The organism is Paenibacillus sp. Y280, from assembly GCF_056786335.1.
This window is the reverse complement of record NZ_JBXCIW010000006.1, coordinates 24183-40269: the sequence shown is the minus strand read 5'-3', so window position 1 is coordinate 40269 and position 16087 is coordinate 24183. Positions and strand designations below refer to the sequence as shown.

General features: G+C 49.9%; 15 protein-coding genes. 3 read left to right on the top strand and 12 right to left on the bottom strand.

Features of this window, described 5'->3' with window-relative positions; genetic code table 11:
• Positions 1 to 345 precede the first annotated feature (345 nt).
• Both AC1TPC_RS09670 and AC1TPC_RS09665 read right to left on the bottom strand, forming a co-directional pair.
• Complete coding sequence (locus AC1TPC_RS09670) at positions 346 to 1182, bottom strand: sugar phosphate isomerase/epimerase family protein (RefSeq protein ID WP_482066650.1); 837 nt, start codon at positions 1180 to 1182, stop codon at positions 346 to 348.
• Positions 1183 to 1208: 26 nt separating this feature from the next.
• The gene (locus AC1TPC_RS09665) at positions 1209 to 2291 is read right to left on the bottom strand and encodes a Gfo/Idh/MocA family protein (protein ID WP_482066649.1); all 1083 of its coding nucleotides are present in this window, start codon (positions 2289 to 2291) and stop codon (positions 1209 to 1211) included.
• A gap of 159 nt (positions 2292 to 2450) precedes the next feature.
• On the opposite strand from AC1TPC_RS09665, the gene AC1TPC_RS09660 reads away from it, so the two are divergent.
• Positions 2451 to 3329 carry a helix-turn-helix domain-containing protein gene (locus AC1TPC_RS09660; RefSeq protein ID WP_482066648.1) on the top strand — a complete coding sequence of 293 codons (879 nt, stop codon included), beginning with the start codon at positions 2451 to 2453 and terminating at the stop codon, positions 3327 to 3329.
• 653 nt (positions 3330 to 3982) lie between these two features.
• Positions 3983 to 5266 (top strand): alpha/beta hydrolase family protein, encoded by a 1284-nt coding sequence (locus AC1TPC_RS09655; protein WP_482066647.1) that lies wholly within the window; start codon positions 3983 to 3985, stop codon positions 5264 to 5266.
• Positions 5267 to 5420: 154 nt separating this feature from the next.
• Here the strand turns inward: AC1TPC_RS09655 and AC1TPC_RS09650 are convergent, their stop codons facing one another.
• The 3 genes from AC1TPC_RS09650 to fabF form a co-directional block, all read right to left on the bottom strand.
• On the bottom strand, positions 5421 to 6248 hold the full coding sequence (locus AC1TPC_RS09650; protein WP_482066646.1) for a uroporphyrinogen-III synthase: 828 nt from the start codon (positions 6246 to 6248) through the stop codon (positions 5421 to 5423).
• 94 nt (positions 6249 to 6342) lie between these two features.
• Positions 6343 to 7422 (bottom strand): AI-2E family transporter, encoded by a 1080-nt coding sequence (locus AC1TPC_RS09645; protein ID WP_482066890.1) that lies wholly within the window; start codon positions 7420 to 7422, stop codon positions 6343 to 6345.
• A gap of 183 nt (positions 7423 to 7605) precedes the next feature.
• Entirely contained in the window at positions 7606 to 8847 is a 1242-nt protein-coding gene (gene fabF / locus AC1TPC_RS09640; RefSeq protein WP_482066645.1) for a beta-ketoacyl-ACP synthase II, read from the bottom strand.
• A 123-nt stretch (positions 8848 to 8970) separates the two neighbouring features.
• On the opposite strand from fabF, the gene AC1TPC_RS09635 reads away from it, so the two are divergent.
• Positions 8971 to 9813: a helix-turn-helix transcriptional regulator gene (locus AC1TPC_RS09635; RefSeq protein WP_482066889.1), complete on the top strand. Its 843-nt coding sequence runs from the start codon at positions 8971 to 8973 to the stop codon at positions 9811 to 9813.
• Positions 9814 to 9840: 27 nt separating this feature from the next.
• On the opposite strand, the gene AC1TPC_RS09630 is transcribed toward AC1TPC_RS09635, so the two are convergent.
• The 7 genes from AC1TPC_RS09630 to AC1TPC_RS09600 form a co-directional block, all read right to left on the bottom strand.
• Complete coding sequence (locus tag AC1TPC_RS09630) at positions 9841 to 10440, bottom strand: ABC transporter ATP-binding protein (RefSeq protein ID WP_482066644.1); 600 nt, start codon at positions 10438 to 10440, stop codon at positions 9841 to 9843.
• Positions 10430 to 11353: an oligopeptide/dipeptide ABC transporter ATP-binding protein gene (locus AC1TPC_RS09625; protein WP_482066643.1), complete on the bottom strand. Its 924-nt coding sequence runs from the start codon at positions 11351 to 11353 to the stop codon at positions 10430 to 10432. The genes AC1TPC_RS09630 and AC1TPC_RS09625 overlap by 11 nt, the downstream gene beginning before the upstream one ends.
• Before the next feature lie 24 nt (positions 11354 to 11377).
• Positions 11378 to 12235 (bottom strand): ABC transporter permease, encoded by an 858-nt coding sequence (locus AC1TPC_RS09620; RefSeq protein ID WP_482066642.1) that lies wholly within the window; start codon positions 12233 to 12235, stop codon positions 11378 to 11380.
• The gene (locus tag AC1TPC_RS09615; protein ID WP_482066888.1) at positions 12232 to 13224 is read right to left on the bottom strand and encodes an ABC transporter permease; all 993 of its coding nucleotides are present in this window, start codon (positions 13222 to 13224) and stop codon (positions 12232 to 12234) included. Before AC1TPC_RS09615 ends, AC1TPC_RS09620 begins: the two co-directional genes overlap by 4 nt.
• A gap of 25 nt (positions 13225 to 13249) precedes the next feature.
• On the bottom strand, positions 13250 to 14797 hold the full coding sequence (locus tag AC1TPC_RS09610) for an ABC transporter substrate-binding protein (RefSeq protein ID WP_482066887.1): 1548 nt from the start codon (positions 14795 to 14797) through the stop codon (positions 13250 to 13252).
• Between the two features lie 359 nt (positions 14798 to 15156).
• Complete coding sequence (gene nikR, locus AC1TPC_RS09605; RefSeq protein ID WP_482066641.1) at positions 15157 to 15642, bottom strand: nickel-responsive transcriptional regulator NikR; 486 nt, start codon at positions 15640 to 15642, stop codon at positions 15157 to 15159.
• A gap of 45 nt (positions 15643 to 15687) precedes the next feature.
• The gene (locus tag AC1TPC_RS09600; RefSeq protein ID WP_482066640.1) at positions 15688 to 15999 is read right to left on the bottom strand and encodes a Dabb family protein; all 312 of its coding nucleotides are present in this window, start codon (positions 15997 to 15999) and stop codon (positions 15688 to 15690) included.
• Positions 16000 to 16087 lie beyond the last annotated feature (88 nt).

Here is a 16087-nt window from a genome sequence, read left to right as displayed (position 1 = left end):
TATAAGCACCTATGTGTGCTTATCGAGCAATTTCGGCGCTCGAGTAGCCTCGAAAAGGGGCTGTAAGCACGCATATGCGCTTACAGCGAATGAGTAGCGTGTGTTTTTGCACTGTAAGCACCTATATGTGCTTACAGTGTCTAATCGTCGTATGAGTTACCTTGAAATGGGGCTGTAAGCACGTATATGCTCTTAATGTGAAAAAGCAGCCCGAGTTTGTGGTCTGTAAGCACCTATGTGTGCTTAAATTAGACAATCTACCGTCAAAAGCAGCAACAATCAAAGCTAAACTAAAAAAATGGTTGAGCAGCCTCTACTAAGCGCTCAACCATTTTTAATTCCGTTTTAAAGTCCTGCTGCGCCAAATACTTTATCGAAGCCAGCCTTGGAGCGCTGAATCAGCTCCTCCGGCGATTGCGATGGAGCCTCTGCCGTCAAAATTTCCTGCGACACAGCGCCCTTGTAGCCGATTCGATCAAGCGCCTGAAGGAAGCCCACTAGATCAATAACGCCCTCGCCCGGATAAATGCGGCCATTATCGAGCGCTTCCTCTACCGGCACATTTGGCGCGTCATTAATATGTACATGCACGATCTGATCGGCGCGAAGCGCCTCGATATCTGCGATGGTCAATTCGTTCGTGTACCAGTGGTACGCATCAAACAGCAGCCCAACATTGCTTTCGCCTATTGCGTCGATCCACTCCAGCGTCTCCTCAAGCGTCCAAATGAATGGATTCGCCCAGCGCGTGCGCAAATGGTGAGGGCCAACGAATTCAAGGCCGAGCCGAATGCCATAAGCGCCAAGAATTTGCGCGCAAGTACGCAATCTGCGTGTTGCCAGAGCCATAAAGCGTGCGGCTTTTAAATCCGTAGATGGCAAAATGTACGTGCAGCAGCTCGTGCAACCAAGCGCGGCCGCAGCGGCAGCGGAAGCCGCAAGCTTTTCCAAGCCATCCAGAAATGCTTCTTCCGTGGTTCTCCATTCTACGGGCAGACCGATCGAGCCGATAACTACGCCGTGCTTGGCAAGCAGCTCGCGTGCCTGATCAATGCCATGACGCTCGATCAAAGATCCAGCATCCAAATCGACTGCCTGAAAACCATTTGAGCCAGCGAGCTCAATAAAACGCTCATCGCTTTCAATACGGCCAAGCCCTGCTCCGGTTAATCCTCTTAACATGTGGTTTCCTCCTTATACACGCAATGCTATTCGTCTAAATTCCAATCCAGCTTCACTTCATTGCCCGTACGGGACGATTCATAGATCGCATCCAGCACAAGGTTGTTCGTAAAACCAGTCAGTGCGGAAGTAATCGGCTGCTTGCCCTCGCGAATACATGCCAGGAAGTGACGGCTGAGACGCGCGCGTTCGCCTTCATCGTTGTCAGCTTTGCGCAGCACCGTTTCGATCGGACGATCAAACTTCTCTGTAAGCAGCTTGCCCTCAGCTCCGCGGTAGCTAGCGCCACCCTCTGAGCCCATCACATGAATGAACGGCGAATTGTCCGTATCCATGTGCACTGCCCAGCTAACTTCAAGCGAAAGCGTGCTGCCGTCTTCCATTTTGATCAAGGCGGTTGCCAGATCCTCAACATCGTAAGAACCGTTCCAATTCGGCGTACCCCAAGTACCGATCCCTTTGCGGCTTGGGCCAAATTCGGCATAGGTTGCCCCGTACACGGATACCGGCTTTGAATTGCCCATCAGGTACAGCGCAAGATCCAGCATATGAACACCGATATCGATAAGCGGACCGCCGCCTGATTGATCCATTTGTGTAAACCATGTGCCCCAGCCCGGAATGCCTTTGCGACGGAACCAGCCGGTTTTGGCCGTATATATTTTGCCAAGCTCGCCGCGGTCGATTTGCTCTTTAATTTGCATCGGCACCGACTCCCAGCGCATCTGATGGCCAACCATTACAACACGGTCGGAAGCTTGGCTTGCTTTCAAAATTTGACGAGCCGCGTCGCCGTTGATGCCCATCGGCTTCTCAAGCAGAACATGCTTGCCAGCAGCCAAAGCTTGCAGCGCAAGCGGGGCGTGGAACTGGTTAGGCACACCGATAATTACCGCATCTACGTCGGAGCGCTGAATGAGCTCTTCTGCCGAATTGGCTACGTTTGCAATGCCGTATTGCTTCGCCCGCTCCACCGCTAGAGGCAAGAAGGCATCGGTTATAGCCGTAATGACGCATTCGTCGCCAAGCTTTGAAAATTGTCCAGCATGCACATTTCCGATATTGCCTGCGCCGATAATGCCGATTCTAATTTTATTTTCAACGGTCACTGGAATTCCTCCTAATCAAGTTCGACTAACCTAACGATCTTCGCAAACATTCACATTCGCCAACGCTTGACCCTGATCTTTATGTTAAAATAAACGGGATCAGAAATCGTGCTTGTTTTTCGATAAAAGTCTCAGTTTTTCGGAGGAATCCATTATTTCATGACTTATATACCTGATTATTTGAAAACGTATCCAAATATGAATACATCCTCCCCTCTTCATATTAGCCTGAACCGGCTTTATCATGGCTTCCGCCCGCATCGTCACGATTTTTTGGAATTTTCTTATGTCGTCGACGGGAGAGGCTCCGAATCAATCAATGATGCCAAGCATCAAATGCTGCCAGGCACATTTACATTCGTGCTGCCCTACCAGGTGCATGAGCTGTTTACGGAGCCTGGCAGCACCTTAGTGCTGTATAATTGCATGTTCAGCATGGATTTGTTGATGGAACCTGGCCAAGAAACCGGCCTGATGGACCTAATCGCTCAAAATATGCTGCCGCCCTTCATTCAGCTCAGCGGCGCTGATAATGAGCGAATGAAGCATTTAATCGAAGATATGTATCAAGAATATAATGGGCAGGAGCCTTGGCGCCGTACGATGCTTCAGGTGCGATTAAAGGAAATATTGGCCTGCTTCGACCGCTATCGCCGAAAAGCCGCGCCTTCTGCTGAAGTATTGACGCTTGGTTCGAGGTCCAGCGCATCCGTATGGCCGATTATTCATTATATCCATCGCCATTATCAGGATGAGATCGCCCTCTCCGATCTTGCGAGCCGCTTCTCGCTCAGCGTATCGCGTATAAGCGAGGTCATAAAGCAGACGACAGGTCAGACCTTCGTCCACTTTCTGCATGATTTGCGCTTGCGCCATGCTTGCAGCCTGCTCGTCTCGACCGACATGAGCGTCGCCGAAATCGCGCTTGAAGTCGGCTACGGCTCTTACAAAACGTTCTCCCGTATCTTCCGTGAGACGAAAGGGGTCGTGCCGAAGGACTACCGTAAAACGAAGTTAAACCAAATTAAACCAAATTAAACCAAGTGAAGCTTAGAGAGTAGCCATTTACTTTCCGATATGAAAACGAGCAAGGGCTGCCTATCGTAGATCATTCTACTCCTGAGGCAGCCCTTGCTCTGTTATGTGTTTAGTTAAAAATAGATAAAATCACAAATAAGATGGCAAGCAATACGTAAATGACAAGCGATATGATCATTAAAGTCCGCTTACTCACAGCGCTACTCCCCTCCCAGCACCGATTAGGCTATACACCATTATTGTATGTGCATGGGGACAACGCGGAAATTGTCCAAGTGAGAAAATCGTCCTTGCGAAAGGCAAAGGAAGGAACTTGATTTAGAAATCACAGCTTCGCACGAAATCGCATCTGTGATAGGAGCTTTTCCTGCTCCAGATTTGATGCCATGATCCACCATTTTCTAATAAAATTTACCAATAAATACTAATCATGATGTTTCGTTTATGCTAAGATGGACTGTAGCTTCATACTCAGTTCGATAATCGTTCCTAATGGAAGGTAGTGAACCAAGTTGTTCTTAGAGATCTTTATTTTGCTCGCCAATGTGGCGACAATTACACTGATTCTATTGAAGCAAAAAGCTGTATGGGCAGCCTCATTAGGCTTATTTCTAATTATCCTGCATCTAGTCTTTCAAAACTGGCGGTGGCAAATGGTGCCTGCCTATGGATCGGGGACGATCCTGCCGCTCTTCCTTCTAATTCAATACGTCCTATACACCAATTACCAGAAGACGCTTTATCCGTGGGTCAGCCATATAATCATCCTGCTCTGTTTCTTACTTATTATCCTTTCTGCCATTCTGTCCTATTTATTTCCTGTATTTTCATTAAGAGAACCAAGCGGCTCTCTCGGTATCGGCACGGTTTCTTACGTTTGGAGAGACGATACGAGGGAAGAAGAATTAGCGGCTGAACAAAATACTCGGCAAGTTGTCGTACAAGTTTGGTATCCAACTGACAAGCAAACCCGGAATGGGATCGTCCCTTCCCCCTATTTTCCAGACCGGGTGCAAGCGACTCGGAAGCTGCAAGAAGCCTTCCGTCTACCCGGTTGGTTGTTCCAGCATTTCGATTTGGTGAAAACCCATGCCTATGACCAGACGGAGATCTCATCCTCACAGCAAAAGTATCCAATTATTTTTTTCTCCCATGGCCTTTCAGCTACACGTTTCGCCTATTCTTATTTCACTGAACATTTGGTCAGCAACGGTTATATTGTCGTAGGGCTCCAGCATCCATACACAGCTCTTACAACACCGTTATCTGACGAGCACGTCGTTACTTTCGATAAAAGAATCACGAGCTTGAAAGGTAATTTTGTCGAAATCAATCAAGCTTTAAGTCCAATCGTTCATACGCAATCACTTGATGCTGTGTTTGTTCTGAATAAGATGCAACTCATGCAAGAAGAGGATGCTTCATCCGATTTTTGGGGGAGGTTTGATTTGGAAAGGGTTGGAATGGCCGGTCATTCGCTCGGGGGAGCAACAATGCTAGAAACTTTGCATATGGATACCAGATTCCAAGCAGGCATATTTCTAGATGGGCATCCCTACGGCAGTAAGAATATGACTGACGGATTACAGCAGCCTATTCTATACATGAACGATCATCGTGGAACATCATCTCGCTATATAGATTCAGATGCAGAAACCAAAAAAAGACTAATCTTACAAAATGGGGGGTTGGATATTAATATATCGGGAACGCATCATTTCATGTTTAGCGATGCTGCCCTGTATTCGCCGCTTATTTCATTTATGTTTCCGTATACGAGGGGTAAAACAATCAGTGTGAATCGAGCACATAGCATAATTAACCAAACCTCATTGGCTTTCTTTGAGCACCGTTTGAAGAATAAACCCGTGGAGCTGTTAGAGGAGGCTAACTCCATGTTTCCGGAGGTTTCGATTAATAGCAAGTACAACAAATAATCTTTTGATTAAGAGAGAAACGGTGGCTGAATCGATCAAAGGTACAGCAATAAGCTTCATAAATGACCAACTAAAGCAAAAAAAGCGATCCCGCACTCGACTAAAAGTCGAAAACAGGATCGCTCTTCTATTTCCAAATGGTCTCTAAAGCGTATTATTCATTGTCTTCAACACTCTCGTAATAACGGCCAATTTCAATAATCAAAGCGCCCATTCTCTCCAGCTCCGGGACAACAATTCGCTTTACCCCGTACCCTTTGAGCGCCTCCTCCGTTACTTTGCCGACCGCAGCTGCAACAATTCGCCCTTCAAAGGCATCCAACAGAAATTCCGTGCGAATCGTTTCAGCGGCATATTTGAACAAATAATGCACCTGAACCGCAGTTGTGAAGCAAATCGTATCCACCGATCCCTCGGCTAGCTCAGCCATAAGCGTCTCTAATGCAGCTGGATCTGGCGGAACATGTTTATACGGCAGTACGGTCTCAACTTGAATCGCGCCTTTTGATTGCAGAAAACGCACGAGCTCCGGCGCTGGCTCGCCATGCAGCTGAATCCATACGCGCTGCCCATCAAAATCATGAGCCGACAGGTTGTCCATGAGTCCTTGCATCGTCCCGTCGTCATCGCTGACAATCGCCTTTAGTCCTGACCGCTTGAGAAACGCAGACGTTTTGTAGCCTCTCGTTGCAATTTTCGCCTGAGACATTCGGTCCAGAACAGCCTGTCCAATATCCAGCTTATGAGCAGCGGCGATCAAGCTGTCCGATCCCATCCCCGTCGTCAAAATCAACCAGTCGGTGCCCTGCTCTGCGAATTTCCGCAGCGGCTCCGCAAGCAGGCCCTCATCAAACATCGTTAATCCCTGCAGCGAGCGAATGATCGGAATGCCGCCTTGTTTTTCAACAATTAAGCTCATTTCATCCGTTTTACGAGATCCGGCTATGACGATTCGTTTATTATTCAAAGCGTTTATGCTCATATTGTTTCTGCCACCGTACTTTCGGTTAATTTGCCTGAGTCGACGTCATTATACCAGAGAAAGAATTAGCACGCATCCCCTGCGACAAATAATATTAAGCATTTTCCCATTGTTCCTTAAAGAATAGCTCATATACTCTGCCATATACGATTTTCAAAATCATATAAACCGGAATGATCAGCAGAATGCCTAAAATCCCCGCTATATCTCCGCCAACGAGCACCAATATAATTGTCGTCATTGGATGGATATCCAGCTGCTTGCCAAAAACATATGGAGCAACCACATTGTCTTGGATTTGCTGAGCGATCGTAATGATCACAATCGACCAGACGGCAATGGACGGCGCTTCAATAAATCCGATAATGACGATAGGCACCGATGAGAGGAATGATCCGATAAACGGAATAAAATTTAAAATGACCGCCACGACGGTAAGCAGAAGCGAATATGGCAAATCGATAATGAGAAAGCCCACATACATCAATACGCCAAGCGCCAAATTTACGATGACGCGCCCGACGATAAAGCTGCTGAGCATATGATCGATTTCATCCATAACCTCTGTCCCGTCCCTGCGGAAGCGCTTCGGTATGAAGCTGACGATCTGATCTCCAAACTTCCCGCCTTCCTTGAGCATATAAAACAGCAGAATCGGAAACGTAATAAGCACGATTGCAAAATTCGAGAAAAAGGCAAACAGTCCGGATAAATAATCCTTAAGGAGCGTAAAGCCTTTGTTCAAATACTCGGTCAGCTTAGTGAGTAAATTCGAATCCTGCGGCAAAAAAGACGATAAAAAACCGTTATGCTCCAGCTCCTCCACTTGCTTGCTTAACGATGTGAACAGCGTAGGCGCATTTTCGACCAAATTAACCAATTGTGTTCGTAACGAAGGCCATACGATGATGCTAAAGCCAACCATAATGACGGCAAACGCCAAATAAATGAGCAAAACGGCAAAGGTACGATTCACCTTGCGTTTCTCCATCATATTAACGAGCGGACGGAGCAAGTAGTAGAAAAATCCTGCAAGCATAAGGGGTACGATAATCATACTGAATAGGGACAGAATAGGCTTGAAAATAAAATCGACCTTCGATCCCAAATAAATGATGATCAGCACCAAAATGATCGATAAGCACCATCTGATAAAACGGTTATGCTTGGCCATGCGTTCACCTTCTTCTCTTTTTAGATGAGATAATAAGCCAAGCGGCACAGAAAACAGAAAGCCTGTGACAGCCGGTGTCCCCAAAAATAGGTTACTCCTCTTTTACCCGCTAGAACGTCAATTTAAACTTTATGGAACAAAAAAAGATCGCAGCAAGGTGCCTCCGCCCCCTGCTGCGATCTTCTAACCAGCTGTATATTTCTTCAAAATAATAACCGCATTATGGCCGCCGAAGCCAAAGGAATTGGACATGCCGATTTCAATATTCGTCTCGCGCGCTTGGTTCGGCACATAATCGAGATCGCAGATCGGATCTGCTTCCTCTTGATTAATCGTCGGAGGAATGATGCCCTCCTGTATGCTTTTCACCAGAGCAATAGCTTCAACACCGCCTGCCGCACCCAGCATATGGCCTGTCATCGACTTGTTCGCCGTCACCGGAATGCGGTACGCAAGCTCGCCGAACAGTTTCTTGATTGCCGCCGTTTCCGAACGGTCGCCTATTTCGGTGCTGGTCGCATGAGCGCTGATTAGATCAATTTGCTCCGGCTGCAGGCCAGCCTCGCGCAGCGCATGCTTCATCGCCTGATACGCGCCGATGCCATCCGGATGAGTCGCCACCATGTGATACGCATCCGAGCTGGCGCCATAACCGATCACCTCCGCATGAATGCGTGCTCCTCTTGCTAACGCATGCGACAAAGATTCGAGGATTAGAATGCCCGCTCCCTCTGCCATAACAAATCCGTCACGTCCCGCATCAAATGGCCGGCTTGCAAGCGCTGGCTCCTCGTTTCGCGTCGAAATCGAGGTTGCGTTGCCGAAGCTGGCAAGCGATATGTCCGTAATGGCTGCCTCCGAGCCCCCTGCGATCACGACATCCGCGCTGCCCGACCGAATAAGGCGCCATGCTTCGCCAATTGCCGTATTCCCGATCGAGCACGCGGTAACCGGCGCCATCGACGGCCCCTGCGTGCCGAACCGGATGCTGATCATCGCAGCAGCCATATTGGCGATCATCATCGGGACCAGCGTCGGGCTAACCCGCTCAGGCCCGCGTTCATGCAATACCTCGGCTTGACCCAGCAAAGTCTGAATGCCGCCGATGCCGGAACCAACATAGACGCCAACGCGCTCCCGGTCGGTCTGATCCAGCGAAAGCGCCGCATCCTCCAGCGCTTGCTCCGCAGCCGCAATTGCAAATTGACTGAAGCGGTCCATCCGGCGTGCCTCCTTGCGGCCAAACCGCTCATCGGCATCAAAATCTTTTACTAGACCTGCGATTTTAGCTTTATGCCTAGTTGTGTCGAAGGTGTCAATCGTGGAAATGCCTGACTCACCTTTAACCAACCGATTCCAAAACTGCTCTACATCGTTTCCGAGCGGCGAAATAACGCCCATCCCTGTAATAACGACCCGTTCCATCGTTAATCCCCCTTCACGAATACCTTGATGAAGTGTAGTTTGTCATAGTTGTTATCCTATTACAAGTTGCAGTTTATTATAGTATAATCAGTACTACTATAATGAAATAGGATGGATTCTATGATTAATCGAGAAACGAGACTTCAAGCGCTGTCTTCTTTCCTTAAGTCCAAACGCGCCAAAATTAGGCCGGAGGATGCCGGTTTTCCTGCAGGAACACGGAGGAGAACGCCAGGATTAAGGCGCGAGGAGGTTGCTTCCCTTGCCGGCGTCAGCCCAACCTGGTATACATGGCTTGAGCAGGGCCGTGATATTAAAGTATCTGCCTCCGTTCTTGATTGCGTCGCCGCAGCGCTGCAAATGAATGACGATGAGCGAAAGTACTTATATGCGCTCGCCCTTGAGACCGGCCACGGCGCCATACAAATGAACGAAGAACAGTCGGAGATTACGCCTTCTCTAAAGCGAATATTGCAGGAGCTGCGCTTCTGTCCGACGATTATTTCCGATCGCCGCTGCCAGATTGTCGGCTGGAACCAAGCGGCCTCTCATGTGTTTATGGATTTCGAGCAAATTCCGGCCGAGCAGCGAAATATGATCCAGCTGTTGTTCACTCGGAAGGAATTCCGGCGGCTTGCCGGCAATTGGGAGCATTTTGTCGGCGGTTTTCTTGCTATCTTTCGTGCTTACTACGGCCAATATGTGCAGGATGATTGGTATGAGCGTTTTATTGAAGAAATGAAGGGGAGCCATCCGGAGTTTCAATATCTTTGGGAGCAAAGCCAGGTTAGCTCTGCTCCCGATGTGCTGCTGGAATTTCGCCATGCGAAGGTAGGGAAAATGCTGTTTCACCTGACTTCCTTTCAGGTGCAGGGAAGTACGGATCTAAGGTGCAGCGTATATACGCCGGCGCCTGAATCCTCGACAGAAGCGAAGCTGCGCCGGCTTATGGAGAAGCAGGATTAATGAAGGATGGTGGACATCCATCATCTTTCATGAGCCAAATTGGACCGTGCGGCTGCAAATTTTATTTACGAGGGCATGATCATGGCTTATAACGAGCAGGCCGATCTGACGGGCATGAACGATATCCAGTACGGTATGCCAGATTTGTGCCTGCGTGATGGCATCAAGCATCGTCGTCATTTCATCTGCGATTAGAAATTTGGTCTCCGGACCTAACGCTCTCGCCACGCAGCAGCGCTGCAGCTCGCCTCCCGACAATTCATTCGGATAGCGGAGCAGCCACTCCTCTTGAATGCCTAGCGCTGCAAGAAGCTCGGCATCTGGCGTCCAGCCCTCCGTTAGCGTCTTAGCCATTCGCCACCTTGGGTTAACCGCGCGTTCCGGATGCTGAAAAATCATTTGAACCGGATCATAGCTGCTCTCACGATTGCTTCGGCCTGGAACGCTAACTTCGCCAGTCATAGGCTTTGCATAGCCTGCTAATAGACGCCCAAGCGAGGTTTTGCCGCTTCCGCTTGGGCCGATGAGGCCAACCGCTTCGCCAGGGGCAATGGCGATGCTGAAATCCTGAAACAGCCAATCACCGCCCGGATAACGCCATCCAAGATTTCTGCCTTCAAGTTGCATGTACGCACCTCACCATTCCGCCTCTTAGTTCGCGAGGCTCCGGTCTGCTCGCGCCGCATGATTCTACAGCTTGGCTGCAGCGCGCAGCGAAGAGACAGCTTTGTACATCCGAGCTTCTTGCAGGCTGCGTGCCGGCAATCGGTTCAAAGCCGTTTTGCGGCAGCGCGCGCCATAATGCTTGGCTGTAAGGATGCCGCAGCCGCTCGCCGTTCCCTTGAAAATCAGCTGCGGGTGCAAGCTCGACGGCCGTCCCCGCATAAAACACGGCTACTTTATCCGCGATGCGAAGCGCTGCCTCAATATCATGCGTAATGAACAAGATCGCGCAGCCCCCCTCGGCCAGCTGCTTGAATCTTCCCAGCGCCTCCGTTACATCATCCGGATGCATACCCGGTGTCGGTTCATCTGCAATGATGAGCCGCGTCCTTCCAAGCGCTGCCGTCGAGACGAGCACCTTGCGCGCCATGCCGCCCGAGAGCTGGAACGGAAAGAGCTTCTCCACATGTCGGCCGAGTTGAAACCGCTCGAATAAGCCTTGCCGCTCCCTGCGCTGCTCGTCCCCGTCAGCCTGCGTCCGCAGCTGCTTGCCTACTCGCATTAATGGATCTAAATAGCTGACCGACTGCGGAACAAGTGCGATTTCCTTCCCGCGGTAAAGCTTCAGCTTAGCCTCGTCGAGCAGCTCGCCGCCATAAGAAATGGTTCCCGTCATGGCGACGTTTTTCGGAAGAATGCCCATAATGGCGTGGGCGAGCAGGCTTTTGCCCGATCCGCTCGCTCCAACGACCGCTACGATCTCGCCTTCGTTAATCGCAAAATCAAGCTCCTCCATGACGGCAACCTTTTGCTGCGCGCTGCCTTTTGTATATTGAATGAATGAAATCGAAAGTTTGCTTACTTCAAGAAGAGGCATATTGGTTCCTCCCTTCCCCTGCTATTATAGATGCGTATTCCGAGGATCAACAAGCTGCCTAAGATGGTTGCCCAGCTTATCGAACGCACGTACCGTTGCCAGCAGGCCTAAGCCTGGAAATACGGCCAGCCACCACATGCCTGTCGATAAATAACGCATCGATTCGGACAAAATGATTCCGATTGCCGGCTGATGCGGCGACATGCCAAGGCCAAGAAACGTTATCGCTGCTTCATGAAGAACAGCATGGGGAAATAGAATAAGAAACCCCACCAGCAATTGCGGAAACAAATGAGGCGCCAAATGGCGCGCTGCAACATGATAGCGCGAGCGTCCAAGCCTTCTCGCCACAAGCACGTATTCCGCCGACATGAGCTGAAGCGCCTCGGCGCGTATAATGCGAGCAAGGCTAGGCCAATGGGTGAGCATGATGCCGATCGCAATCCCCTTCAAGCCGCCCCCGCATACGAAGGCGATCAGGATTAGCATGACGAGATGAGGAACGCTCAGAAAAACATCGATTAGCCATGTAATGATTCGGTCAGCCGTTTTTCCAAGCGTAGCCGCCATCAAGCCCATGATCGCGGCAATAACTACGCTGCTGGCCGCACCTAGCAGTCCCACCTGTATGCTTAAAGCGAGTCCCTTCACGGTGCGGGAGAGCATATCTCTTCCGAGCCAATCCGTTCCGAACAAATGGGCAAGCGACGGCGCCAAATTCCGATTTTCCAGCTGCACGGCAAGTCCTGCCGAGCCTAGCAGCCAGCTGCCTAGTCCGATGCCTGCAAGCAGAATCGCCGCTCCTGCTGCGGAGATGAGCGTACGCCGCCTCTCGTTCCAGCTTCGATCTCTTTGCTTCTTTGTTGATGCAAGCTGTCTCATTCCCGCACCTCCTTCCCAAGCCGAAGCCTAGGATCAACCACACGATAGAAATAATCCGCTAGCGCATTCCCCGTAAAAACGAACAGCGTGCTGCACAGAACAAGTCCCATCAGCAGCGGCACGTCGCCTCTGAGGCCCGCCTCAACCGTAGCTTGTCCGAGCCCGGGATATGAGAATACCTGCTCCGCAAGCACGGCGCCTCCGAACAATTCGCCAAATGAAGCGAACTGAAGCGTAATGGCGGGCAGGGCGATATTTCGCAGCCCGTGCCGCAGCAGCAAGCCCATTCCCCTTTCGCCTCTTGCTCTAGCAAACAAAATATAGTCGCTGTCCATGACATCAATAAGCTTTTGCCTCGTATGAAGCGCAATAGGCGCGATACCCACGACGCTAAGCGTAATCGCTGGCAAGATCATATGCTTCACATAATCGCCAATCGTGACGCTGCCTGACAAGATGCCCGCGGGAACTCCTAGCCCAACCGGGAGCCAGCCCAGCCATACGGCGAAAATCATCATAAGCAGCAAGCCGACCCAGAAGGCGGGCGTCGATGCGAGCGTGTAGCAATAGCTTTTGATAAGACGGTCGACCCAGGTATCTTTTTTTAACGCGGCGGCAATGCCTGCTGTGAAGCCTATAATGCCTGACAGCATCCATGCGAACGCCATAAGCAATGCGGAATGCATAAATCGTTCGGCAATCACTTTGGTTACAGGCTCGCGGTAGATCATTGACGTTCCCAAATCGCCTTGAAGCAAAGCCGACGCCCACTTCAAAAAACGCTCTGCAAACGGCCGGTCAAGCCCCCAATAAGCGGCGATTTCCTGCCTTTGCTCCGCCCCGACTCGCATCACATCTGCTCCGATGTACGACTGCACCGGATCGATCGGCGACATGGCGACAAGCGCAAAAGCTATGATGCTGACAGAGGCGAGCAGCGCGAACAGGCGTATGATCTTTTTTCCTAAAAATAAGGCCAACCCTTGCATCATCCCAATTCCCTCTTCCCGCCCGCTACTTTTTCCTGCTCCAGCTCTCGATATTGTCCGTTAGCGGCCATCCGTGGCCATGCGGCTGTATGCGCTGCTTGCCGATATCCAGGCCATCCTTGACCAAATAAAGATGGTCGATATTAACGAGCCATGCCCAAGGCGCATCGCCTTTGACGCTTAGCCCCGTTTGACCGTCCCACTGCGCTTTTTTCCAAAAAGCAAGTGATTCCTCTTCCGTACGGGCATCAAGCGCTTGCTCGAACCATTTGTCGACGGACGGATTGCTGTAATAGCCTGTATTGTAATAATCGACGCCGCCAAAGGAACTGCTGTACAGGTTGTACATTTCGAGCGGATCATGGCTGCCCCAGCCAAGCAGAATCGCGTTTGCGTTCATCAGCTTTTCGATTTCATCCCAGCTCTTGCCCTCGACGTTCATCCGAATGCCTGCTGCTTGAACCATTTCAGCTGCAGCAAGCGCGAGTGACTGCCTCGTTACATCTCCTGACGGATAAAGAAGCGTAAACTCCGCTTTCAGCGCCCCTTTTTCTACGATGCCGTCGTTGTCGCTGTCCGTCCATCCGCCGTCCGTTAAAATTTTCGCAGCAGCTTCCGCGTCGTTGTCCTTGAAGACAGACTCCTCGTTCCACCACGGAAGTCCATCGTTGGCCGTATAGGCCGGTGAGCCGTAGACTTCCAAAATGCCGTCGACCAATTGCTGACGATTAATGACCATGTTGATGGCCTTGCGGATTGCGATATCCGCCGTTACATCATTGCCGATCGGATAGCCATCCTCTGTCTTGCCGCCTGCCTTCACATAAGGGAACGCGATGCCGCGGTTATCAACCGACTTCACCGCTTCCAGATGCATGCCTGCGACCTGCTGCTTGCTGAAGGCTGACGGAATATACGAAATATCAACCGTGCCCGCCTTGGCAGCTGCAAAAGCCGCATCCTCATTTAGAAATAGGAAGGTCAGCTTTTGAAAATAAGGCTTGCTCCCATAGTAATTGTCATTTGCTTGTACGATTAACTGCTGCCCGCGATCCCATTGTACAAACTTATATGGACCTGAGCCGACTGGATTTTCTGCATAGGTGCTGCTATAGGTATGCTTAGGAACTATGCCGGTCGTAATGAGGAAATAAACAAAGGTCGATTGCGGCTTCTTCAGGTGAAAAGAAACCTCATTTTGCCCCGCCTCAACGGATGCCAAATTCGTCAGATCAATGGCTGCTCCGTTGGTTGCTGCTGTGTCAAAGGTAAATTTCACATCCTCGGCCGTGAGCGGCTTCCCATCGGAGAACAACACATCCTCCCTCAGCTTGACCGTCCATACCTTTCCATCCTCGCTAATCTCGTAGCCAGTTGCCAAATCATTTACGATTTTCAGATCATCATCACGCTTCAGCAGCGTGCTTTGGAATAGCGGAGAGCCATAGCGTCCCCAGCCCCTGGTCGGGTCAAAGCCCGTTTCCGGCTCAGCGCCTATCGCAACAACGAGGTCATCGGAGTTTGTTTCTCTTGCTTGCGGCTTTGCTCCGGCACAGCCTGATACAACGATCATCACGATAATGGTAGAGATGATACCTGTAATAAATCTTTTCAAAGTAGCTCCCCTTTTCAAATGTCAACTTTCGTAACACAATTATGCGATATTGTAACACGATATGCACATCATTTCATTATCTTTTTCACGGTATTTGCTTATAAAATGGCTCTATGTGGTCTATTCGCACAGTTAGGTGCTTATAGAGTAAATCGATGTATATGTTCGATCGAAAAATAGCTGTAAGCACGTATTTGCGCTTACAGCTATGGAGCAGCTCGAATTTGTGGGCTGTAAGCACACATAGGTGCTTATAGAGTGAAATCGGCGTATGTGTGCGATCGAAATATGGTGACCATTTCTCTCCAGCGCTAATACTAGGTATGCTTATGCGCCATGTCATGCTTGTGTGCCGTGTCATGCTTATGCGCCGCGACATGCTCATGCTTATCCGCGTAAGTAACGGAAAGCTCAGCATAGATAACGCCCTTCTGTGCTTGAATTTGCTGATGCAACGATCGAAGCCGGGAGAGCTCCCCTCTAACAACGATTACCTCTAAGCATTGATCGTGATTCAAATGAACATGCATGTTGGAGATGATGTCATGATGGAAGCGGTGCTGAACCTCCATGAGTACGATTGGTAGATCGCTCGCATGGTGATCATAGACGAGAACAATCGTACCTGCAACATGCTCTTGACCTTCCATGCGGGCAGGCTCAAGCAAAGCCCGCCTTGCCAAATCGCGAATGGCCTCCGATCGATTCGAATAGCCTTGCTCATCCGCATATCGATCAAACTGTTCAATTAGCGGAGCCGGGAACGATACGCCAAACCGGACCAATTCTTCTTTGTCAGCCATGTATTCACCCTGCCTGTATCATTTATTAGCACATTCGCAATGCTGCTATTGTTTATTCGAAATTGGGTAGTCGATCACGATAACATTATCGATGAGGCCATCCAGCTTGCTCACAAAGCTTTGATGAGCGGGATGCGGTCCGTATGCATGAAGCGCCTCCTGATCAGCAAATGTCACACGGAGTCCGAGCGTATAGCCTTGGATGTTGCCCGTTTCCGTCGTTTCGTTAATGCCGGCTGTCAGCTCCACGATACCCGGAATTTCTGAAGGCAGCGCGTATAATGCGTCCAGCAGCTCTTTTTCCATACTGACGGACAGCTCCTTTTTAAACTTAAACGATACTAAATGCTCGTACATGCTACGTTATTCTCCCCTCAATTGCGATGACCATTTCCTCTATCATATCACGGACAACTGCCAAGATGTTATAATCAAAACAAACTGG